The organism is Geodermatophilus sabuli (assembly GCF_900215145.1).
Classification (GTDB): domain Bacteria; phylum Actinomycetota; class Actinomycetes; order Mycobacteriales; family Geodermatophilaceae; genus Geodermatophilus; species Geodermatophilus sabuli.
This window is the reverse complement of the sequence record NZ_OBDO01000002.1, coordinates 302530-324281: the sequence shown is the minus strand read 5'-3', so window position 1 is coordinate 324281 and position 21752 is coordinate 302530. Positions and strand designations below refer to the sequence as shown.

At 74.3% G+C, this 21752-nt stretch carries 19 protein-coding genes; 2 read left to right on the top strand and 17 right to left on the bottom strand.

Features of this window, described 5'->3' with window-relative positions:
- Window positions 1–9: 9 nt before the first annotated feature.
- From nuoL to CRP39_RS07060, 14 genes are all read right to left on the bottom strand, one after another.
- A complete protein-coding gene (gene nuoL, locus CRP39_RS07125) occupies window positions 10–1905 on the bottom strand; it encodes an NADH-quinone oxidoreductase subunit L (protein ID WP_172442328.1) in 1896 nt (631 codons plus the stop codon).
- A gap of 16 nt (window positions 1906–1921) precedes the next feature.
- Window positions 1922–2221: an NADH-quinone oxidoreductase subunit NuoK gene (gene nuoK, locus CRP39_RS07120; protein ID WP_097205624.1), complete on the bottom strand. Its 300-nt coding sequence runs from the start codon at window positions 2219–2221 to the stop codon at window positions 1922–1924.
- 73 nt (window positions 2222–2294) lie between these two features.
- A complete protein-coding gene (locus CRP39_RS07115; protein WP_097205622.1) occupies window positions 2295–3119 on the bottom strand; it encodes an NADH-quinone oxidoreductase subunit J in 825 nt (274 codons plus the stop codon).
- Window positions 3120–3192: 73 nt separating this feature from the next.
- A complete protein-coding gene (nuoI, locus tag CRP39_RS07110) occupies window positions 3193–3840 on the bottom strand; it encodes an NADH-quinone oxidoreductase subunit NuoI (RefSeq protein WP_216359638.1) in 648 nt (215 codons plus the stop codon).
- On the bottom strand, window positions 3833–5320 hold the full coding sequence (nuoH, locus tag CRP39_RS07105) for an NADH-quinone oxidoreductase subunit NuoH (RefSeq protein WP_245853659.1): 1488 nt from the start codon (window positions 5318–5320) through the stop codon (window positions 3833–3835). The genes nuoI and nuoH overlap by 8 nt, the downstream gene beginning before the upstream one ends.
- Complete coding sequence (locus tag CRP39_RS07100) at window positions 5317–7773, bottom strand: NADH-quinone oxidoreductase subunit G (RefSeq protein WP_097205621.1); 2457 nt, start codon at window positions 7771–7773, stop codon at window positions 5317–5319. The genes nuoH and CRP39_RS07100 overlap by 4 nt, the downstream gene beginning before the upstream one ends.
- Window positions 7774–7846: 73 nt before the next feature.
- Window positions 7847–9175, bottom strand: a complete 1329-nt coding sequence (gene nuoF / locus CRP39_RS07095) for an NADH-quinone oxidoreductase subunit NuoF (protein WP_097205619.1) — start codon at window positions 9173–9175, stop codon at window positions 7847–7849.
- A 2-nt stretch (window positions 9176–9177) separates the two neighbouring features.
- On the bottom strand, window positions 9178–10239 hold the full coding sequence (nuoE, locus tag CRP39_RS07090; RefSeq protein WP_097205618.1) for an NADH-quinone oxidoreductase subunit NuoE: 1062 nt from the start codon (window positions 10237–10239) through the stop codon (window positions 9178–9180).
- Complete coding sequence (locus tag CRP39_RS07085) at window positions 10236–11558, bottom strand: NADH-quinone oxidoreductase subunit D (RefSeq protein ID WP_097205615.1); 1323 nt, start codon at window positions 11556–11558, stop codon at window positions 10236–10238. The genes nuoE and CRP39_RS07085 overlap by 4 nt, the downstream gene beginning before the upstream one ends.
- A gap of 10 nt (window positions 11559–11568) precedes the next feature.
- Window positions 11569–12321: an NADH-quinone oxidoreductase subunit C gene (locus CRP39_RS07080; protein WP_097205613.1), complete on the bottom strand. Its 753-nt coding sequence runs from the start codon at window positions 12319–12321 to the stop codon at window positions 11569–11571.
- Between the two features lie 103 nt (window positions 12322–12424).
- Entirely contained in the window at window positions 12425–13105 is a 681-nt protein-coding gene (locus tag CRP39_RS07075) for a NuoB/complex I 20 kDa subunit family protein (RefSeq protein WP_097205611.1), read from the bottom strand.
- A 12-nt stretch (window positions 13106–13117) separates the two neighbouring features.
- Window positions 13118–13480 (bottom strand): NADH-quinone oxidoreductase subunit A, encoded by a 363-nt coding sequence (locus CRP39_RS07070; RefSeq protein ID WP_097205873.1) that lies wholly within the window; start codon window positions 13478–13480, stop codon window positions 13118–13120.
- Window positions 13481–13578: 98 nt separating this feature from the next.
- Window positions 13579–14838 (bottom strand): geranylgeranyl reductase family protein, encoded by a 1260-nt coding sequence (locus CRP39_RS07065; RefSeq protein WP_097205608.1) that lies wholly within the window; start codon window positions 14836–14838, stop codon window positions 13579–13581.
- Window positions 14839–15052: 214 nt separating this feature from the next.
- Entirely contained in the window at window positions 15053–15778 is a 726-nt protein-coding gene (locus tag CRP39_RS07060) for a demethylmenaquinone methyltransferase (RefSeq protein WP_097205606.1), read from the bottom strand.
- 35 nt (window positions 15779–15813) lie between these two features.
- On the opposite strand from CRP39_RS07060, the gene CRP39_RS07055 reads away from it, so the two are divergent.
- On the top strand, window positions 15814–17088 hold the full coding sequence (locus CRP39_RS07055; RefSeq protein WP_097205603.1) for an isochorismate synthase: 1275 nt from the start codon (window positions 15814–15816) through the stop codon (window positions 17086–17088).
- On the opposite strand, the gene CRP39_RS07050 is transcribed toward CRP39_RS07055, so the two are convergent.
- The 3 genes from CRP39_RS07050 to CRP39_RS07040 form a co-directional block, all read right to left on the bottom strand.
- Window positions 17085–17627, bottom strand: a complete 543-nt coding sequence (locus CRP39_RS07050; protein ID WP_097205601.1) for a 2,4'-dihydroxyacetophenone dioxygenase family protein — start codon at window positions 17625–17627, stop codon at window positions 17085–17087. The two genes, CRP39_RS07055 and CRP39_RS07050, sit on opposite strands and share 4 nt — an antisense overlap.
- A gap of 168 nt (window positions 17628–17795) precedes the next feature.
- Window positions 17796–19514, bottom strand: a complete 1719-nt coding sequence (menD, locus tag CRP39_RS07045) for a 2-succinyl-5-enolpyruvyl-6-hydroxy-3-cyclohexene-1-carboxylic-acid synthase (RefSeq protein ID WP_097205600.1) — start codon at window positions 19512–19514, stop codon at window positions 17796–17798.
- On the bottom strand, window positions 19511–20458 hold the full coding sequence (locus CRP39_RS07040) for an o-succinylbenzoate synthase (RefSeq protein ID WP_097205598.1): 948 nt from the start codon (window positions 20456–20458) through the stop codon (window positions 19511–19513). The genes menD and CRP39_RS07040 overlap by 4 nt, the downstream gene beginning before the upstream one ends.
- Before the next feature lie 142 nt (window positions 20459–20600).
- On the opposite strand from CRP39_RS07040, the gene menE reads away from it, so the two are divergent.
- Window positions 20601–21749 (top strand): o-succinylbenzoate--CoA ligase, encoded by a 1149-nt coding sequence (menE, locus tag CRP39_RS07035; protein WP_097205596.1) that lies wholly within the window; start codon window positions 20601–20603, stop codon window positions 21747–21749.
- Window positions 21750–21752: the final 3 nt, after the last annotated feature.

Sequence of the window (21752 nt, the reverse complement as noted above, 5' to 3'; positions counted from 1 at the left end):
TCGGCCTGCTCATCCGGCCGTCACCGCCAGCAGCGCCCCGGCGACGACGACGGCGCCGCCGAGCATCGAGAGGGCGTAGGAGCGGACGAAACCGGTCTGGGCACGGCCCAGCCGCGACGACGAGCCACCCAGCGTGGCGGCCAGCCCGTTCACCGCGCCGTCCACCCCGCGGTTGTCGACGAACACCAGCGCGCGGGTCAGCCACTGCCCCGGCCGCATGAACAGGGACTCGTTGACCGTGTCGGCGTACAGCGCGCGGCGGGCGGCACGGACCACCGGCGACACCCGCACCGGCGCGGTCAGCGGCACCTCGCGGCGGCCGACGAACAGCCAGGCCGTGCCGGCGCCGAGCACCATCACGAGGGTCACCAGCACGCTGACCACCAGCGGAGCGACCACGTGCTCGGCCCCCTCCGGTTCCCCGAACACCGGCGCCAGCCACTCCTCGAGCGGGAAGGCGACGACCAGCAGGAAGCCGGCGAGCACCGACCCGACGGCGAGCACGATCATCGGCACGGTCATGACCGACGGCGACTCGTGCGGGTGGACGCCGTCCTCCCACCTCGGGCGACCGCCGAAGGTCAGGAGCATCAGCCGGGTCATGTAGAAGGCGGTCAGCCCGGCGGCGAGGATGGCGACCGCGCCCAGCACGTAGCCCCAGCCGTCGCCCCGGTCGAACGCGGCCTCGATGATCGCGTCCTTGCTGTAGAAGCCGGACAGGAACGGGAAGCCGATCAGCGCCAGGTAGCCCAGCCCGAAGGTCACGAAGGTGACCTTCATCTTCGAGGCCAGCCCGCCGTAGCGGCGCATGTCCACCGAGTCGTTCATGGCGTGCATGACCGAGCCGGCGCCGAGGAACAGCCCGGCCTTGAAGAAACCGTGGGTGAGCAGGTGCGCCAGCGCCGCCACGTAGCCGGCCGGGCCGAGGCCGACGGCCAGGAACATGTAGCCGATCTGGCTGACCGTGGAGTAGGCCAGCACCTTCTTGATGTCGTCCTGGGCGCAGCCGGCGATCGCCCCGATCATCAGCGTGACCGCGCCGACGGCCAGGACGACGGCACGCGCAGTCGGTGTCTGGTCGTAGATCGGGGCGCTGCGGGCGATGAGGTACACGCCGGCGGTGACCATCGTCGCGGCGTGGATGAGCGCCGAGACCGGGGTCGGGCCCTCCATCGCGTCGGGGAGCCACGCCTGCAGCGGGAACTGGCCGGACTTGCCGCAGGCGCCCAGGAGCAGCAGCAGGCCGATCGCGGTGACCGTGCCGCCGGCGAGCACGCCGACCGACCCGAAGACGCCCTCGAAGGTGACCGTGCCGAGCTGGGCGAACATCACGAAGATGGCCAGCGCCAGCCCGACGTCACCGACCCGGTTCATGATGAACGCCTTCTTCGCGGCGGTCGCCGCCGACGGGCGCTCGTGCCAGAAGGCGATGAGCAGGTAGGAGGCCAGGCCCACGCCCTCCCAGCCCACGTAGAGGGCCACGAAGTTGTCGGCGAGGACCAGCAGCAGCATCGCCGCGATGAAGAGGTTGAGGTAGGCGAAGAACCGGCGGCGCCGCGGGTCGTGCGCCATGTAGCCGATCGAGTAGACGTGGATCAGCGCGCCCACGCCGGTGATCAGCAGGACGAACACCGCCGACAGCGGGTCGTACAGCAGCCCGGCCTGCACGTCGAGCGAGCCGGTGGCGGCGAAGGTGAACAGGTCGACGTCCACCTGCCGCCCGTCGAGGGCGAACGTGCAGAGCAGGCCGAGCACGAAGGCGGCGACCACCGTGCCCGTGCCGAGCAGGTGGCCCCAGCGGTCGGTGCGCCGGCCGCCGAGCAGCAGCACGGCGGCGCCGGCCAGCGGCAGCGCGATCAGCAGCCAGGAGGCGGCGAGCAGCCCGTCGGCGGGCACGGTGTCCATCCCCGGATCCCCGTTCTCAGTACTTGAGCAGGTTGGCGTCGTCGACCGACGCCGACCGGCGGGTCCGGTAGATCGACATGATGATCGCGAGGCCGACGACGACCTCCGCGGCGGCGACGACCATGACGAAGAACGCCATGATCTGGCCGTCGAGGGTGCCGCTGGCCCGGGCGAAGGTGACCAGCGTCAGGTTCACCGAGTTGAGCATCAGCTCGATGCACATGAAGACGACGATGGCGTTGCGCCGCACGAGGACGCCGACCGCGCCGATGGTGAACAGGATCGCCGCGAGCACCAGGTAGTGGGTCAGGCTCACGAGTCCTCCTCGCTGGCGCTCGTCGGCCGCGTTCGCGGCGCTGCTGTGCTCATCGGTGAGCTCGCCCGCTCGCTCACCTGTCCCGTCCCCCCGGGATGTCGCTGGGTGCCGGGTCCAGGGTGCCGAGCGCCGCGTCGGGGCTGCCCAGCTCGGCCCGGCCGGTGGGACGCGGCATCTGGTCGACCTCCTGGGGGTCGATCCCGGTGGCGAAGCTGTCCTCGGCGACCCGGCCGTCGGGGAGCAGGGCCGGTGCGGCGACCGAGTTGGCCCGGGCGTACACGCCGGGGCCGGGCAGGGTCTGCGGCCGGTCGGTGAGGAACCGGGCGCGGGAGAGCTCCTTCTGGGTGGGCCGGGTGCCGGGCTCGCGCTCGATGTGGGCCAGCACCATGGCGCCGACCGCGGCGGTGATCAGCAGCGCGCTGGTCACCTCGAAGGCCAGCAGGTAGCGGGTGAAGATGAGCGCGGCGATCGCCTCGATGTTGCTGTTCTCCCCGCCCTGCACCGCCGCCAGCCCGGTGACCGGGAGGTCCTGGGTGGCCCGGGCGACGCCCGCGCCGACCAGCCCGGCGAAGCCGATGCCCAGCAGGATCGCGGCCACCCGCTGCCCGCGGAGGGTCTCGACCACCGAGTCGGAGGAGTCCCGGCCGACGAGCATGAGGACGAACAGGAAGAGGATCATGATCGCGCCGGTGTAGACGATGATCTGCACCGCGCCGAGGAACGGCGCCTCCTGGACGACGTAGAAGACGCCCAACGCCAGCATCGTGTTGACCAGCCACAGGGCCGAGTGGACGGCGTTGCGGGACAGCACCATGCCGAGGGCCCCGGCGAGGGCGATCGGCCCGAGCACCCAGAAGACGACGGCCTCGCCGGTGCCGATGACGACGTCCGGGTTCACCGCTCCTCCTCGCTGGCGCTCGTCGGGTCTGTGCCCCGCGTTGCTGTGTCCCTGCGTGACCTCGCGAGCTCGGTCACGTCCGCTCCTCCGCGACGGGCTCGGCCGGCGAGGTGGGGTCCGGCGTCCGCACGTAGTAGTCCTTCTCGTCGTCCCCGAGGCGCATGGGGTGCGGCGGGGCCTCCATGCCGGGCAGCAGGGGGGCCATCAGCTGCTCCTTGGTGTAGATGAGGTCGCGGCGGTTGTCGTCGGCGAGCTCGAAGTCGTTGCTCATGGTCAGCGAGCGGGTCGGGCAGGCCTCGATGCACAGCCCGCAGAAGATGCAGCGCAGGTAGTTGATCTGGTAGATCCGCCCGTACCGCTCACCGGGTGAGTAGCGCGCGTCCTCGGTGTTGTCGCCGCCCTCCACGTAGATGGCGTCGGCGGGGCAGGCCCAGGCGCACAGCTCACAGCCGACGCACTTCTCCAGCCCGTCCGGGTGCCGGTTGAGCACGTGCCGGCCGTGGTAGCGCGGCTTGGTCACCTTCGGGACCTCGGGGTACTCCTCGGTGGTCACCTTGCGGAAGATCTGCGCGAAGGTGACCCCGAAGCCCTGCCCGGGGCCGGGCAGCCAGCTGGACCGCTTGACGGGACCGGCGTCGCGATCGCGGCGGGCGAGCTCGCCGCGGGAGGCCTGCGCCAGCCCCTTCTCCTCGCCCTCGGCGGGCGGGTTGCGGTCAGACATCGTCGTCCTCCTGGCTGGTGGCGGCGCCGCGTCGTCCGGTGCTGACCACGCCACCGGCGGGGACGGGCTCCCGGCCGCGAAGGCGCGGCGACGGCGGCACCTTCAGGTCCATGGGCGGGATCGGGAAGCCGCCCTCGGCGCGGCTCGGCCCGGGGCGCTGGGCCGACCGGCGGCGCGGCCCAGCCGGCGGCAGGACCTCCGGCTCGGCGTCGGTCGGGTGGATCGAGCCGGCCGCGGCCTTGGTCGCGGCGATCCGGGTCTCCCGGTTCGCCGCCCGGCTGGCGACCAGCAGCCCGGCGAGCACGAGCAGGGCGATCGGGACGCCGACGAACAGGGCCACCTGGCCGGTGGAGAGGTCGGCCTCACGGGCGACGGTGCGCATGGTGGCGACGGCGAGGATCCAGACCAGCGCCGTCGGCACCAGCACCTTCCAGCCGAACCGCATGAACTGGTCGTAGCGGAGGCGGGGCAGCGTGCCGCGTAGCCAGATGAACACGAACAGCGCGACGACGACCTTGAGGAAGAACCACAGCAGCGGCCACCAGCCGGTGTTGGCGCCGTCCCAGATCGAGATCGGCCACGGGGCCCGCCAGCCGCCGAGGAACAGGGTCGCGGCCAGGGCCGAGACGGTGACCATGTTGATGTACTCGGCGAGGAAGAACAGCGCGAACTTCAGCGACGAGTACTCGGTGTGGAACCCGCCGACCAGCTCGCTCTCGGCCTCGGGGAGGTCGAACGGCGCGCGGTTGGTCTCGCCGACCACCGCGATGGCGTAGATGACGAAGGAGACCGGCAGCAGGACCGCGTACCAGCTGGGTCCGGTGAACTCCAGGCCGAAGAAGGAGACCGGGTTGCCGTCGGCCTGCGCCGCGACGATCTCCGACGTCGACATCGAGCCCGCGTAGAGGAAGACCGCGACGATCGACAGTCCCATCGCGATCTCGTAGCTGACCATCTGCGCGGCGCTGCGCAGGCTGCCCAGCAGCGGGTAGGTGGAGCCGGACGCCCAGCCGGCCAGCACGATGCCGTAGACGCCCATCGCCGAGCAGGCGAGCACGACCAGCACGCCGATGGGGGCGTCGGTGAGCTGCAGCGGCGTCCGCTCGCCGAAGATGCTCACCGTCGGGCCGAGCGGGATGACCGAGAACGCGAGGAACGCCGGGATCGCGGCGATGACCGGGGCCAGGAAGTAGACCGGCTTGTCCGCGAGCGCCGGCATGATGTCTTCCTTGAACGCCAGCTTCAGCCCGTCGGCGAGGCTCTGCAGGTAGCCACGGGGGCCCACCCGGTTGGGGCCGATCCGCTGCTGCATCCGCGCGACGACCTTGCGCTCGAAGACGATCGCGAACAGGGTCAGCAGCACGAGGGCGGCGAAGACACCGACGATCTTGATGAGGACGATCCACCAGACGTCGCTGCCGAAGTCCTCCAGCGTCGGCTGGTCGGGCGCGGCCAGCACGTCCAGCCCGGGGAGGGTCACTGTGCACCCCCGGCCACGAGCCGGACGACGCCACCGGGCGGGGTACCGAGCCGGGTCCGGACCTCGCTGCCCGGTGCGCGCATCGGCAGCCAGACCACCTGGTCGGGCATCTCGGTGACCTGCACCGGCAGGCTGACATCCCCCATCGCACCGCACACGGTCACGCGGTCGCCGTCGGCCAGACCCAGCCGCCGGGCGGCGTCCTTGCCGAGGCGGGCGACCGGCGGGCGCGCGGTGCCGGCGAGCTCCGGCTCGTCGCGCTGCAGGGTGCCGACGTCGAGCAGCTGCCGCCACGAGGCGAGCACCGCCTCGTCCTCGGCCAGCGGCGGGTCGTCCGGCGGCGTGACGTCCAGGCCGACGACGTCCGGCCGCTCGGCGACGACGCCCAGGGCGGCCAGCTCGGCGCGAGCCACCTCGGGAGCGGGCAGCCGCAGGTCGACGTCCAGCTCGTCGGCCAGGCCCTGCAGCACCCGGCCGTCGGGCAGCTGTCCGGTGCCGTGCAGGGTGGCGTCGAAGGGACGCAGCCGCCCCTCCCAGTCCAGGTAGCCGCCGGCCTTCTCGGGAGCCGCCGCCACCGGCAGGACGACGTCGGCGTGCTCGGTCACCGCGCTCGGGAACATCTCCAGACTGACCACGAACTGCGCGTCGGCGAGGGCAGCCGCGGCCAGCCGTGGGTCGGGCAGGTCGGCGACGTCGACGCCGCCGACCAGCAGGCCCGCGAGGTCTCCGTGGGTGACCGCCGCGAGGATGCCGGTGGTGTCCCGGCCCGGGGTGGCGGGCAGCTCGGCGACGCCCCAGGCGGCGGCGACCTGGGCGCGGGCGCCGGCATCGGAGACCGGACGGCCGCCAGGGAGCAGGGTCGGCAGCGCGCCGGCCTCCACCGCGCCGCGCTCCCCGGCCCGCCGCGGCACCCAGGCCACGCGGACGCCGGTCGCCCGGGCGAGGGCGGCCAGCGCGGAGAACGCGCCGGGCACCTCGGCCAGCCGCTCACCGGCCAGGACGACGGCGCCCGGCCGCCGCAGCGCCTCCACCGCGGGACCACCCCAGGTGCCCTCGGCGAGCGCGGCCAGCGAGCGGGCCTCGGTGCCGGGCAGCGTGGTGAGCACCGTGGCCTGCAGCTTCTCGGCGGCGCGGGTGACGAAGGGGGCGAGGTCGAAGACCGGCAGCTGCCGGGTGCGCACGGCCCGGCGCAACCGCAGGAAGACGATCGGCGACTCCTCCTCGGGCTCGAAGCCGGCGAGCAGGACCGCGGAGGCGTCGGTGAGGTCGGCGTAGGTGACCGCCCCGTTGAACGGACCCGTGCCGGCGACGTGTGCGGCGAGGAAGGCCAACTCCTCGGCCGAGTGCGCTCGGGCGCGGGCGTCGACGTCGTTGGTGCCGAGCGCGACGCGGGCGAACTTGGCGTAGGCGTAGGCGTCCTCGACCGTCAGCCGCCCACCGGGCAGGACGCCGACGCCGCCGGCCTCGCGCGCGGCGCGCAGCCCCTCGGCTGCCGCGGCCCACGCCTCGGGCCAGGACGCCGGCTGCAGCACGCCGTCCCGCCGGACCAGCGGGGTGGTGAGCCGCTCGTTGGCGGTGGCGTAGCGGAAGGCCCAGCGGCCCTTGTCGCAGTTCCACTCCTCGTTGACCGCCGGGTCCTCCCCGGCCAGTCGGCGCAGCACCTTCCCGCGGCGGTAGTCGGTGCGCTGGGCGCAGCCGGATGCGCAGTGCTCGCAGACGCTGGGCTCGCTGCGCAGGTCGAACGGGCGGGAGCGGAACCGGTACTGGGCGCTGGTGAGCGCGCCGACCGGGCAGATCTGGGTGGTGTTGCCGGAGAAGTAGGAGGAGAACGGCTCGTCCTCGTAGATCGCCACCTGCTCCAGGGCGCCCCGCTCGAACAGCTCGATGAACGGGTCGCCGGCGACCTGCTGGGAGAACCGGGTGCACCGGGCGCAGAGGACGCAGCGCTCCCGGTCGAGCAGGACCTCGCTGCTGATGGGCAGGGGCTTGGGGTAGGTCCGCTTGACGTCGACGAACCGGCTCTCGGCGCGGCCGTTGCTCATCGCCTGGTTCTGCAGGGGGCACTCGCCACCCTTGTCGCAGACCGGGCAGTCCAGCGGGTGGTTGATGAGCAGCAGCTCCATCGTGCCCTGCTGCGCCTTGTCGGCGACCGGGCTGGTGAGCTGGGTCTTCACCACCATCCCGTCGGTGACCGGCATGGTGCAGGAGGCCACCGGCTTGCGCTGGCCCTCCACCTCCACGAGGCACTGCCGGCAGGCACCGACGGGCTCCAGCAGCGGGTGGTCGCAGAACCGCGGGATCTGGACGCCGATCTGCTCGGCGGCTCGGATGATCAACGTCCCCTTGGGCACCGCGACGTCGAACCCGTCGATGACGCAGTGCACGGCGTCGGGGGGCGTGTGCGGGCCGGGTACCGCCGGGACGGCGGCCGCGGCCGGCTGAGGGGTCGTCACTGGTCCTCCTCACTGGCGCTCGTCGGGCCAGTGCCGTGGCGTGCTGTGTCTCTGCGCGACCCTGCGAACTCGGTCACGAGGCCACTCCTACGGGCTCGAGCCGGAGGCTGCGGCCCAGGCGGGCCTGTTCCTCCGGCGGCAGCAGCGCGACGTAGTCGTCGCGGAAGTACTTCAGCGAGCTGGAGATGCAGCTCGTGGCGCCGTCACCCAGGGCGCAGAACGAGCGGCCCAGGATGTTGTCGCAGGTGTCGGTCAGCAGGTCGAGGTCGGCCGCCGTCCCCCGGCCGTGGACGAGCCGGTCGAGGATCTGGACCAGCCAGTAGGTGCCCTCCCGGCACGGGGTGCACTTGCCGCAGCTCTCGTGGGCGTAGAACTCGGTGAACCGCAGGGTGGCCTCGACGATCGAGTCGGTCTCGTCGAAGACCATGAGCGCCGTGGTCCCGAGCATGGAGCCCGCGGCCGCCACCGAGTCGAAGTCCAGCGGGACGTCGAGGTGCTCGGGGGTGAAGTACGGCGTCGAGGAGCCGCCCGGCGTCCAGAACTTCAGCTGGTGCCCGGGGCGGACGCCGCCGGCCATCTCCAGCAGCTCGCGCATCGTCGTCCCCATGGGCGCCTCGTACTGGCCGGGGCGGACGACGCGACCCGACAGGGAGTAGATCTTCGGACCCGGGGACTTCTCCGGGCCGAACTCCTTGAACCAGTCCGAACCACCCCGGACGACGAACGGCACGCTGGCCAGGGTCTCCACGTTGTTGATCACCGTGGGGGCGCCGTAGAGGCCGGCGACTGCGGGGAACGGGGGCTTGAGCCGCGGCTGGCCCCGGTAGCCCTCCAGGGAGTCCAGCAGCGCGGTCTCCTCGCCGCAGATGTAGGCGCCCGCACCGGCGTGCACGACCAGCTCGAGGTCGTAGCCCGAGCCCAGGATGTCGGTGCCCAGGTAGCCGGCGGCGTAGGCCTCCCGGACGGCGTCGACCAGCCGGCGGTGGGCGTGCACCGCCTCCCCACGGACGTAGATGACCGCCAGCTCCGAGCGGATCGCGTACGCCGCGATCACCACGCCCTCGATGAGCGAGTGCGGGTCGGCCATCATCAGCGGGAGGTCCTTGCAGGTGCCAGGCTCCCCCTCGTCGGCGTTGACCACGAGGTACTTGGGCATCGCGGCCGGCCCGGTCCGCGTCTCCCCCGGCTTGGGCTGCGGGATGAAGCTCCACTTCATGCCGGTCGGGAAGCCGGCGCCGCCGCGGCCGCGCAGGCCGGAGTCCTTGACCAGCGAGACCAGCTCGTCCGGGCTCATGCCCAGTGCGGTGCGCAGGGCGGTGTAGCCGTCGAGCCGCTCGTAGGTGGACAGCCGCCAGGACTGCGGCTCGGCCCAGCGGGACGTCAGCACGGGGGCGAGAGGCACGGTCAGGCCTCCTGGTTCTGGGCTCGCGGTGGATTCGGGCTGGGCGAGGTGGGAGGCGTGGTGCCGGTGGCGGGCTCGGTGGCCGGCGGGTTCTCGGTGCCGGCCCGCTGCCGGCCCCGCGGCTGCCCGTACTCGGCTCCCTTGTCGGGATGGGTCTGCTCGGCGCCGGCCCGCTCGGCCGGGGTGTCGGCGGCGGCGACGCGGGCGTCGGCGGCCTCCTCCCCCGGCGTCTCCCCGGTGCGGCCGGAGGGCCGCACGGTCTCGCGCGGCTCGCCGGTGTCGGCGGACGGCTGCCCGGGCCCGGGCCCGGGCATCGGCGGGGCGGCCTCGCCGCGCTCGGCGGCCAGCCGCAGGCCGGCCAGCGTCGGCTCGATCGCGCCCTCGGCGTCGATGGCGGCGCGCCGGGTGGCCTCGTCGCCGTACTGGTCGAACCCGGCCAGCTGGCGCGAGACGCCGCGGAAGTCGGTGAGCGGGGCGCCGCGGGTGGGATGCGGCTTCTCCCCGCGCCGCAGGGCCGCGACGAGCGTCCGGGCGCTGTCGACGTCCTGCTGGTCGTAGAACTCGTAGTCGACGGTCACCACCGGCGCGTAGTCGCAGGCGGCCAGGCACTCGGCGTGCTCGAGGGTGATCGAGCCGTCGGGAGCGGTCTCGTCGTGGTGGACGCCGAGGTCCGCGGCGAGCGCGTCGAAGATCCGCTGCCCGCCGAGCACGCTGCACAGCGTGTTGGTGCAGACGCTGACGAGGTGCCGGCCGGTGGGACGCCGCTTGTACATCGTGTAGAAGGTCGCGACCGCGCCGACCTCGGCCTTGGTGAGGCCGAGCTCCTCCGCGCACAGCGCCACGCCCTCGGGTGAGACGTAGCCCTGGTAGCTCTGCACCAGGTGCAGCATCGGCAGCAGAGCCGACCGCGGCTGCGGGTAGCGGGCGATGATCTCCCGCGCTTCGAGCCGGGTCTGCTCGGTCAACGGCGGCAGCTCCGCCAGCGTCTCGGGGCTCGCGTCGACCGGGCTCGAGTCGAGCCCGGTGACCGCCGTCCCCTCGGCACTCCCTGGGAGTGCGCTCATCGGTCGACACCTCCCATCACCGGGTCGAGCGAGGCGATCGCGGCGATGACGTCGGCGATCATGCCGCCCTCGCTCATCGCCGCCGTGGCCTGCAGGTTCACGAAGCTGGGGTCACGCACGTGGACCCGCCACGGCCGGGTGCCGCCGTCGCTGACCACGTGGTAACCGAGCTCGCCGCGGGGGGACTCGAGCGGCACGTAGACCTGACCGGCCGGCACCCGGAACCCCTCGGTGACCAGTTTGAAGTGGTGGATCAGGGCCTCCATCGACTGGCCCATGATGTGCTTGACGTGCTCGAGGGAGTTGCCCATGCCGTCGGGCCCGAGGGACAGCTGCGCGGGCCAGGCGATCTTCTTGTCCTGCACCATGACCGGCCCGGGCTCCAGGCGGTCGAGCGCCTGCTCGACGATCTTCATCGACTCGGTGATCTCGGCCATGCGGACCAGGTAGCGGCCCCACGCGTCGCAGGTGTCGGTGGTCGGCACCTCGAAGTCGTACGTCTCGTAGCCCAGGTAGGGCTCCACCTTGCGGAGGTCCCACGGCAGCCCGGCGGCGCGCAGGACCGGGCCGGTGACGCCGAGCGCCACGCAGCCGGTGACGTCGAGGTAGCCGGCGTCCTTGAGGCGGGCCTGCCAGATCGGCTGGCCGGTGAGCAGCTTGTGGAAGTCGGCCACCCGCGCCGGCATGAACTCCAGGAACTCGCGGATGTGCTCGACCACGCCCTCGGGGAGGTCCTGCGCCAGGCCGCCGGGGCGGATGTAGGCGTGGTTCATCCGCAGGCCGGTGATCTCCTCGAGCAGGTCGAGGACCAGCTCCCGCTCCCGGAAGCCGTTGGTCATGCCGGTGAGCGCGCCCATCTCCATGCCGAAGGTGGCCAGCGCGACCAGGTGCGAGGCGATCCGGTTGAGCTCCATCACCAGCACGCGGATGGTCTGTGCGCGCTGCGGGACCTCGATGCCGAGCAGCTTCTCGACGGACATGGAGTAGCCGGCCTCGTTGAACAGCGGGGACAGGTAGTCCATCCGCGTCACGAAGGTCGTGCCCTGGACCCAGTTGCGGTACTCGGTGTTCTTCTCGATCCCGGTGTGCAGGTAGCCGATGACCACCCGCGCCTTGGTGACCGTCTCGCCCTCGAGATCGAGCACCAGCCGCAGCACGCCGTGCGTGGAGGGGTGCTGCGGGCCCATGTTGACGACGAGGCGCTCCTCGCCGTACGCCTCGGTGCCGAGGGTCTGGTCCCAGTCGCCGCCGGTGACGGTGTAGACGCGGCCCTCGGTGGTCTCCCGCGAGCCGGCATAGGGGTCGTACGTGGTGCTCATCGTCGGCCCCTCATCGGTAGGCCCTGCGGGTGTCGGGGGGCGGGATGGTGGCGTCGTGGTACTCGACCGGGACGCCGCCGAGCGGGTAGTCCTTGCGCTGGGGATGGCCGTCCCAGTCGTCGGGCATGAGGATCCGGGTCAGCGCCGGGTGGCCGTCGAAGACCACGCCGAACATGTCCCACGTCTCCCGCTCGTGCCAGTCCGCCGTCGGGTAGAGGGGGACGACCGACGGGACGTGCGGGTCCTCGGCGGTCACCGCGACCTCCAGCCGGATGCGCCGCCGGTAGGTCATCGACGTCAGGTGGTAGACGACGTGCAGCCGGGGACGGTCGGAGGTCGCCGCGGGGCCGCCGCTGTCGAGGTAGTCGACCCCGGAGACGCTGCTGCACAGCTCGAAGCGCAGCGCCTCGTCGTCCCGGAGGGCCTGCACCAACGTGAGCAGGTGCTCGCGGGTCACGAAGTAGGTGATCTCGCCGCGGTCGACCAGCACCCGCTGCACGGCGGCGTCGTAGGTCGCCTGGCCGACCGCCTCGATGAGCGCGTCGGTGACCTCGTCGAAGTAGCCGCCGTAGGGACGGTCGGTCGAGTGCAGCGCCACCGCGCCGCCGGGCTCGATGCGCACCAGCCCGCCGAAGCCGGAGGTGTCGCCGCTGCCGGAGACGCCGAACGCGCCCTTGCGGAAGCCGCCGCTGGGTGCCGCGCTCTCGCCGTAGCCGGCCTCGCCGCTGCCCGGCCGGGCCGGCACGCCGCCGTCGTCGCTCATGGCTCCACTCCGAGTTCGTTCCGCTCCTCGGTCGCTGTCCCCCGCGAGCGGGAGGTGCCCCCAGCCCGCGGCGATGCTCGCTCGCCGGTCGTGTTCGCGGCCCTCATCGGGGGCTCCGGACCGAGGGCTCCGGCAGCAGGACGGCGTTGCCGCCCCGCTGCTCGATGGCGAACTGCCCGGTGCGCCGTTCGGCGGCGGCCCGCTCGTAGGCCTCGCGGGCGGCCTTGTCCACGCGCACCGTCGACGGCATCTCGACCAGCGGGTCCGGTGCCGTGCCGTCGGCGCGGGCCTCGGCCAGCTGCCGCGCCCGCTTCGGGCCGAGCGGCTCGTTCATGATCTTGTAGTGCAGCTTGAGGATGGCGTCGGTGAGCATCTCCGGCCGCGGCGGGCACCCGGGCAGGTACATGTCCACGGGCACGATGTGGTCGACGCCCTGCACGATCGCGTAGTTGTTGAACATCCCGCCGGAGCTGGCGCACACGCCCATCGCCAGCACCCAGCGCGGCTCCGGCATCTGGTCGTAGATCTGCCGCAGGACCGGCGCCATCTTCTGGCTGACCCGCCCGGCCACGATCATGAGGTCCGCCTGCCGGGGTGAGGCGCGGAAGACCTCCATACCGAAGCGGGCCAGGTCGTAGCGGCCGGCGCCGGTGGCCATCATCTCGATCGCGCAGCAGGCCAGGCCGAACGTCGCCGGCCACAGCGATGACTTGCGGGTCCAGTTGACCAGCTTCTCCACCGTGGTCAGCAGGACGCCGCTCGGCAGCTTCTCCTCGAGTCCCATGGCTTGCTCCTGTCAGTCCCAGTCGAGCCCGCCGCGGCGCCAGACGTAGGCGTACGCGATGAAGACGGTGCCGATGAACACGACCATCTCGACCAGCCCGAAGACGCCGAGCGCGTCGTTGGCCACGGCCCAGGGGTAGAGGAAGACGATCTCGATGTCGAAGACGATGAACAACATCGCGACGAGGTAGTACTTGACCGGGAACCGGCCGCCGGTGAGCGGCTGGTCCACCGGCTCGATGCCGCACTCGTAGGCGGCGAGCTTGGCCTGGTTGTGGCGGCGTGGCCCGACGAACGGCGCGACCGTGACCGAGAACAGCGCGAACGCCGCGGCCAGCGCGAACAGCCCGACGATCGGGACGTAGGTCGAGAGCATCAGCGGCACCCTACGGTGATCGAGATCACGGTCATGGCAAGGGGTGATCGTGGACACGACGTGTCGGCATGACGGCGGGGCGTGATGGCGGTCATCGGTCAGACCGCCGGGGCGAGTCGGGTGAGGACGGCGACGACGCGGTCGAAGCGGTCGCCGTCCCGGCCGTCGGAGAGGTTGCCCATCAGCCGCAGCGCCGCGTTGACCATCGCCGGCCGCCCGAGGCCGTGCGCGGTGGCGAAGCGCACCAGCTCGGGGCGGTCGAGCAGCGCGAGGAAGGCCAGGCCCAGCCGGTGGTGGCGGCCGTACTCCTCGCGCAGCCGGGCCGGGTACCGGCGCAGCGCCCCCTCACGGGCCGGGCCCTCCGGCCGGGCCAGGCCCTCGGTCGCGGCCTCGGCGGCCATGGCGCCGGTCTCCAGCGCGTAGCTGATGCCCTCGCCGTTGAACGGGTTGATCGTGCCGGCGGCGTCCCCGGTCAGCAGCAGCCCGCGGGTGTAGGCCGGCCGCCGGTGCAGCGCCATGGGGAGGCCGGCGCCGCGCAGCGGGGTCACCGCGTGCTCCTCCCCGAACTGCCACTCCGGCGGGAGCGTCGCCAGCCACTCGCGCAGCACGGCGCGCGGCTCGGCCCCCGTGCCGCGGCGGCGGTCGAGCAGCCCGTACCCGACGTTGCTCGTGCCGTCGCCCATGCCGAAGGCCCAGCCGTAGCCGGGCATGGAGTCCGCGCTGGGCCCGGACGCCGAGAGGTCGAAGGAGATGTCGAGATAGGCGTCGTCGGTCCGCGGGGAGCGGACGTACCGGCGGACGGCGACGCCGAGCGGCCGGTCCTCGCGGCGGACGAGCCCCAGGGCCTTGCCCAGCCGCCCGGACAGCCCCTCAGCAGAGACGACGAGCGGCGCCCGCCAGGCCACCGGCTCCCTGCCCAGGCCCTGCTCGGCGCGCACGCCGGCGACGCGGCCGGCCTCGTCGAGCAGCGGGCCGGTGACGGTCACCTCCTGGACCACCCGCGCACCGGCCGCCTCGGCGTGCGCGGCCAGCTGGGCGTCGAGGTCACGGCGGTTGCGCACGAGGCTGTGGGAGGGCCAGCGGTCCAGCGTCGGCCAGTCGACCTCGACGACCCGGCCGCCGCCGGTGACGCGCAGCCCCCGGTGCCGGACCCACCCGGCGGTGTCCACGCCCATGTCGGCCAGCGCCTGCACCCCGCGCGGGGTCAGGCCGTCGCCGCAGACCTTCTCCCGGGGGAACCGGGCCTTCTCGAGCACAACGACGTCCCGGCCGGCGCGGGCCAGGTGCCAGGCCGCCGAGGAGCCCGCGGGACCCGCGCCGACGACCACCACGTCGGCCTGCCGGTCGCCGTCGCCCACCTCGACCCTCCCCTGGAGCTCGTGACTTTGTGAATTGCTTCACAAAGTCCGTCGGTCACCACTCTAGGCCGAGGTGTGACCTTGCTGACAAGCCGCCTCCCGCGAGGCGCACGGAGAGGACCCCGCTGCACCCCCCACTCGCAGGCTCGCGGCGGGGCGGGGCTGGATCCGCTCGAGGAGCGGGCTGAATCCTCTGGAGGCGGCAGAGCCTTCCTCAGGCGTGGGGCTTGCGGCCGCGGTGCAGCGCGACGATGCCGCCGGTGAGGTCCCGCCAGGCGACGTCGGCCCAGCCGGCCGCCTGCAGCCGCGCGGCCAGCGCCGGCTGGTCGGGCCAGGCCCGGATGGACTCGGCGAGGTACACGTACGCGTCGGGGTTGCTGCTGACGGCGCGGGCGATCCGCGGCAGCGCGCGCATCAGGTACTCGGTGTAGACGGTGCGGAACGGCGACCAGGTGGGGCTGGAGAACTCGCAGACCACCAGCCTGCCACCGGGGCGGGTGACCCGGGAGAACTCGCGCAGCGCGGCGTCGGGGTCGGCGACGTTGCGCAGGCCGAAGGAGATGACCACGCCGTCGACGCTCTCGTCGGCCAGCGGCAGGGCCATCGCGTCACCGGCCACCTTGGGCACCGGCCGGGACGCCCCCGCCCGCAGCATGCCCTGGGAGAAGTCGCAGGCGATGGCGTGCACGCCCCCGCCGGCCAGCTCCACCGTGGAGACGGCCGTCCCCGCGGCGACGTCGAGCACGGTCTGGCCGGGGCGGGCACCGAGGGCCTCCCGCGTGGCCCGTCGCCAGGAGGCGTCCAGGCCCCCGGACAGGACGGTGTTCGTGACGTCGTAGCGTCGAGCGACCCGGTCGAACATGGCGGCGACGTCGGCCGGCTGCTTGTCGAGGCCGGCGCGCAACCCGGCGGTGTGTGCGTCCTCTCGCCGGTCTCCCACGGCACCGACGCTACCGGGCTGCCTAGTCTTGGTCCGTGACCGCGGCTGCCGTGACCTCCCGGGACGCGGTCACCCCTGTCGTCTCGACGACGCCGCTGGACGACGTCCCCGCCCTGCTCGACCTGCTACCCGCGGCCGCTGCCCTGTCGTGGGTCCGCCGCGGCGAGGGGCTGGTCGGCTGGGGCGAGGCCGCGCGGTTGGAGGTCTCCGGTCCCACCGCCCTCGCGGAGGCGGCCGCCTGGTGGGAGGAGTTCAACGCCGGCCTCGACGTCGACGACCCGATCGGTGTGCCGGGCTCCGGGCCCGTGGCCTTCGCCAGCATCGCCTTCGACCCGGCCGCCGGGACGTCGGTGTTCGTCGTCCCCGAGGTGGTCGTCGGCCGGCGGGACGGCGTCGCGTGGCTGACCACCGCCGGCGGCGGCGACCCCGTCGACGTGCTGACCTCGGCGCCGGCGGCGCTGCCCGCCCCGCTGGGCCGGCTGCGCTACGCCGACGGCGCGCTGGACCCGGCGTCGTGGTGCGCGACGGTCGCGGCGGCCGTCGCGCGCATCACCGCGGGCGACCTGGAGAAGGTGGTGCTCGCCCGCGACCTGCTGGTCACCGCGGACGCCCCGCTCGACCCCCGGTCCCTCCTGGTCCGGCTGGCCGCGCGCTTCCCCGACTGCTGGACCTTCGCCGTCGACGGCCTGCTCGGTGCGACGCCGGAGCTGCTGCTGCGCCGCACCGGACGCACCCTCTCCTCCCGCGTGCTGGCCGGCACCGCGCCACGCGGAGCCGGCGCGGACGACGACCGGCTGGCCGCGGCCCTGCTCGGCTCGGCGAAGGACCGCGGCGAGCACGCGCTCGCCGTCGACTCGCTGGTGCGGGCCCTCGAGCCCTACTGCAGCGGCCTCACCGTGCCGGAGGAGCCGGCGCTGCTGACGCTGGCCAACGTCCGGCACCTGGCCACCGACGTCACCGGCGTCCAGGCCCGGGGCGGAGCCCACGGCCGGGTCGGGCTGCTGGAGCTGGTCGGCGCGGTGCACCCCACCGCTGCGGTCTGCGGGACCCCGACGGCGGAGGCCGCCACCCTCATCGGGGAGCTGGAGGGGATGGACCGCGGCCGCTACGCCGGGCCGGTGGGCTGGCTCGACGCCCGCGGTGACGGCGAGTTCGGCCTGGCGCTGCGCTGCGCCCAGTTGTCCGACGACGACCCGGCGACCGCCCGGCTGTTCGCCGGCTGCGGGATCGTCGCCGGCTCCGACCCGGCCGCGGAGCTCGCCGAGACGCAGGCCAAGTTCGCCGCGTTCCAGGCGGCCCTGGAGAGCTAGCGCAGCAGCCGCTCCACCGCCTCGGCGCCCAGGCCGACACGCTCGTAGTGCTCGCGGGCGAGCTCGAGGTAGTCGTAGGCGTCGAAGGTGCCGTTGGGCTGGCCGTCCTCGTCGAGCCAGATGAGCGGGCCGGTCACGTTGAAGTGCACCCGCATCGGTTCGTCGGACTCGTGCGCGACCAGGGTGTGGGCCTCTCCCGGCGTCTCGTAGACGAAGGTGCCCTTGGTGGCGACCCAGTCGTGCTCCAGGTAGCTCCACTTCCCCGACAGCGTGTAACCGAACACCTGGTGCGGGTGGTAGTGCCGGTTCACCAGCCCGGCCTGCCTCGCCCACAGGACATCGGCCCACCGGTTCTGGGTCAGCGAGATCCACAGCGGGCGGGAGCCGACGGTGTCCGACAGCGGGATGAAGTACCGCTCGTCGTCGTCGAGCGTGTCGGGCAGGAAGATCTCGGGAGCGGCGTCTCTGCGGAAGACGTTCTCGATCGGCTTGATGTCACGCCAGAACTCGCGGCCGGTCTGGGGCTCGGGGCTCACCATCGCAGGCTCCTCCTGGAGGCGGAAGGGGACTTCCAGCCTGCTCCGTCGGCATCCCCTCGGCCACCCAGGCGGCCCGGCAGCCGTGGTTCTCGACTGCCGGGCCTGGGCGTACGGGGCTGCCGGCCACCCCGCCCGCCGTGCCGCACCCCTGCCCGGACGATCAACCACTCAACCGGCGCCTCCTCGGCCCCCGCGCGCGCCGGTCAGGACCTCGGTCGCGACGCCGCGCAGGTCCCGGGCCAGGTCGGCCTCGACCCGCTGCCCGGTGCGGACGACGACCACCCGCGGCCCACCGGCGGCGACCGCGGCGGCGAGGTCAGCGGGGCGCTCGACCCGGACGGCGGGCCAGCCCAGCGCCTCGGCGACGGCGACCAGGTCGCGACCGTGCGGGGTGCCGAACACCCGCCGGTAGCCGGCCTCGTACCGCGGCTGCCCGGGCTCCAGCTGGGCGAAGATGCCGCCGCCGTCGTTGTCGGGCACGACGAGGGTGAGGTCCGGTCGCGGCTCCCCGTCACCCCCGAGCAGGCCCTGCAGGTCGTGCAGGAACGTGAGGTCGCCGAGGAGCGCGACAGCCGGGCCCGCACCGGCCCGCTGGTGCACCAGCGCGGCGCCGACGGCGGTGGACACCGTGCCGTCGATGCCGGCGACCCCCCGGTTGGCGAGCACGGTCAGCCCCGCCCGCGGGACGGCGAGCCGGTCGACGTCGCGCACGGGCGTCGACGACCCCAGGACCAGCAGCGCCCCGTCGGGCAGCCCGGCGACCAGGTCGCGGGCCAGCCGGGCGGCGGTCAGCCCCTCGACGGCGTCCAGCAGCCCGTCGACCGCCGTCCCCAGCCGCGCGGCGGCGGCCGCCCAGTCCGCCCGCCACGCGGGGTCGGCCGGGGCCCCACCGGCCGGCAGCACCCCGACGGCCGCGGTCGACCGGCCGGCGTCGGCCCAGCGGGGGGCGGCGGCGACCGTCTCGACCCGGACGGCGGGATCGGCCAGCAGCGCCGACACCGGCCGCGAGAGCGTGGGGCGCCCGACCACCAGCACCCGCTCGGGGCGGTGCGCGGCCAGCCAGTCCGGGACGCCGAGCAGCAGCGCACCACCGCGCAGCGACGCCGCCCAGGCACCGCTGGACGGCTCGGCGAGCACCGGCCACCCCCGCGTGTCGGCGAGCGCGGCGGCGGCTCGGCCCAGCGCGGCGGGCGCGTCGCCGACCACGACGAGCGTCCGGGCCGGTCCGGCGTCGCGGACCGGGGCTGGGCACGCAGCGGCCCCCGCCGTCCACGGCGCGCCGTCCGGGCGGCCGGCCCACGGCTCGGGGAGCACGGCGGGGGCGGCGTCGTCGGGCAGCAGCGGCTCGCGGAACGGCAGGTTGAGGTGCACCGGGCCCGGGTCGCCGGACAGCGTCCCGCGGGCCACCAGCAGGGCCTTGGCCACCAGCGAGCGCCAGTACCGGTTCTGCGCCGCCTCCCGTCCCGCCTCGGGCACGCCGGCGTCGACCGCCGCGCGCACCGCGCCGCCGTACAGCCCCGGCTGGGCGATCGTCTGGTTGGCGCCGGTGTCGCGCAGCTCCGGTGGCCGGTCGGCGGTGAGCGCCAGCAGCGGCACACCGGCGGCGTCGGCCTCGAGGACCGCGGCGTGCAGGTGCGCCGTCGCCGTGCCGGATGTCGTGAGCACCGGCACCGGCCGCCCCGACGCCCTGGCCAGGCCGAGGGCGAGGAAGGACGCCGTGCGCTCGTCGATGCGCACGTGCAGGGTCAGCCGGCCGGCCCGCTCGGCCTCGAACAGCGCCAGCGCGACCGGCGCCGAGCGGGAGCCGGGTGAGAGCACCGCGTCGGTGACGCCGCCACGGACCAGCTCGTCGACGAGCACCCGCGCGCAGGCGGTGGAGGGGTTCACGCGGTCACCACGGCGGCCAGCCGGGCGCCCCAGCGGGCCTGGGTGAGCGGGTCGGCGGCGACGGCGTCGACCCGGTCGGGTTCGGGGCGCGTGACCGGCAGCGCGCCGTCCACCGGGAGCAGCGGTGTGCTGGTGACGTCGTCGGTGAACAGCGCGACGGTGGCCAGGCCGCAGGCGAACGGGAGCTCGGGCAGTGCCGCCGCCAGCGCGACCCCGGCGGCGATGCCCACCGAGGACTCCAGGGCCGAGGACACCACGCACGGCAGGTCCTGCGCCTCGGCCACCCGCAGCGCCGCCCGGACCCCGCCGAGCGGCTGCACCTTGAGGACGACCACGTCGCAGGCCTCGCGCAGGTCCACCCGCAGCGGGTCGGCGGCGCGGCGCACGACCTCGTCGGCGGCCACGCGGACGTCGGTGCGCCGCCGCAGCGCGGCGAGCTCCGCAAGGGTGGCGCAGGGCTGCTCGACGTACTCCAGGCAGACGCGGTCCAGGTCGCGGATGCGGCGCACCGCGGTGTCGACGTCCCAGGCCGCGTTGGCGTCGACGCGAACCGCGCCGTCCGGACCCAGGGCGTCGCGGACCGCCTCCACCCGCGCGAGATCGTCGGCCGCCGTCTGCCCGGGCTCGGCCACCTTGACCTTCGCGGTGCGGCAGCCCGATGCCGCGACGATCGCGTGCGCCCGCTCGGCGTCGACCGCCGGCACCGTCACGTTGACCGGCACGGTGTCCCGCAGCGGCGCCGGCCAGCCCTCGACCGCGGACTCGACGGCCGCGGCCCACCAGCGCCGGCTCTCGGCGACGTCGTAGTCCCAGAAGGGCGAGAACTCGCCCCACCCGGCCGGGCCGCGCACCAGGACGCCGTCGCGGACGTCGACGCCGCGGAAGCGGGTGCGCATCGGCACCGACCAGACCCGCACGGCGTCGATCTCCGCCGCGACCTCCACACGAGCAGCGTAATCCGGCCCTCCTGCAGGGCCCCGCTGCCAGCCCTGACGGCCCCTTCCAGGGTCCCGCCGCGAGCCGGCGAGGGGCGGGGGGCGAGGGGATCCTCCACGGGGGACAGGAGGGTCCTTACGCTGGTGCCTCGTGGCCCGGCACCTGACCCTCGTGTCCGCGCCCGCCGACCCCCGGGCGCTGCTGCCGCACCTGCGCGCCGCGCTCGAGGGCACCGCTCCGCTGGCGGTGCTGCCCGCCGGGCCGCCGGCCGCGGTGGACGCCGCGCGCACGCTGCTGCGCCCGCAGGAGCCCCTGGAGCCGGGCGCGGACCTCGTCGTCGTCACCTCCGGCTCGACCGGGGGCGGCCGCGGCGTGCTGCTGCCGGCCTCGGCCGTCGTGGCCTCGGCCGAGGCGACGATGCGGCGGCTGGGCGGTCCCGGGGCGTGGCTGCTGGTCCTCCCGGTGTCGTCGGTCGCCGGGCTGCAGGTGCTGTGCCGGTCGGTCGTCGCGCGCACCGAGCCGACGGTGCCGGCCCGCGGCGAGGGGCTGGCGGCCGCGGTCGCCCGCATGCCCCCCGGCCGGCGGTACGCGGCGATGGTGCCCACCCAGCTGCGCCGGTTCCTCGAGGCCGAGGCCGGCGGGCTGCGCGCCCTGGACGCGGTGCTGGTGGGCGGCGCGGCCACCGACCCGGCGCTGCTGGCGCGGGCCCGGGACGAGGGGGTCACCGTCGCCACGAGCTACGGCATGACCGAGACGGCGGGCGGCTGCGTGTACGACGGACGACCGCTGGACGGCGTGCGGGTACGGGTGACCGAGGGAGGGGTCGAGCTCGCCGGGCCCGTGCTCGCGCTCGGCTACCGGCTGGACCCCGAGGGGACCGCGGCGGCCTTCGCCGACGGCTGGTTCCGCACCCGGGACGCCGGCTCGCTCGGCCCCGACGGGCGGCTCACCGTGCACGGCCGGCTGGACGACGTCGTGATCACCGGAGGGGTGAACGTGGCACCCCAGGCGGTGGAGGCCGTGCTGCGCGAGCACCCCGCCGTCGCCGACGCGGTGGTGTTCGGCCGGCACGACGAGGAGTGGGGCCAGCGCGTGGTCGCCGCCGTCGTCCCGGTGCCCGGGGCCGAGCCGGACCTGGACGTGTTGCGGCCGTGGGTGCGCGAGCGGCTCGGCGGGCCCGCCGCGCCGCGGGAACTGCACCGCATCGCCGCGGTCCCGACCCTGCACACCGGCAAGCCCGACCGCCGCGGCCTCGCCGCCCGGATCACCGCCGCGCCGGCGGCCGACGAGAGGCACTGACCC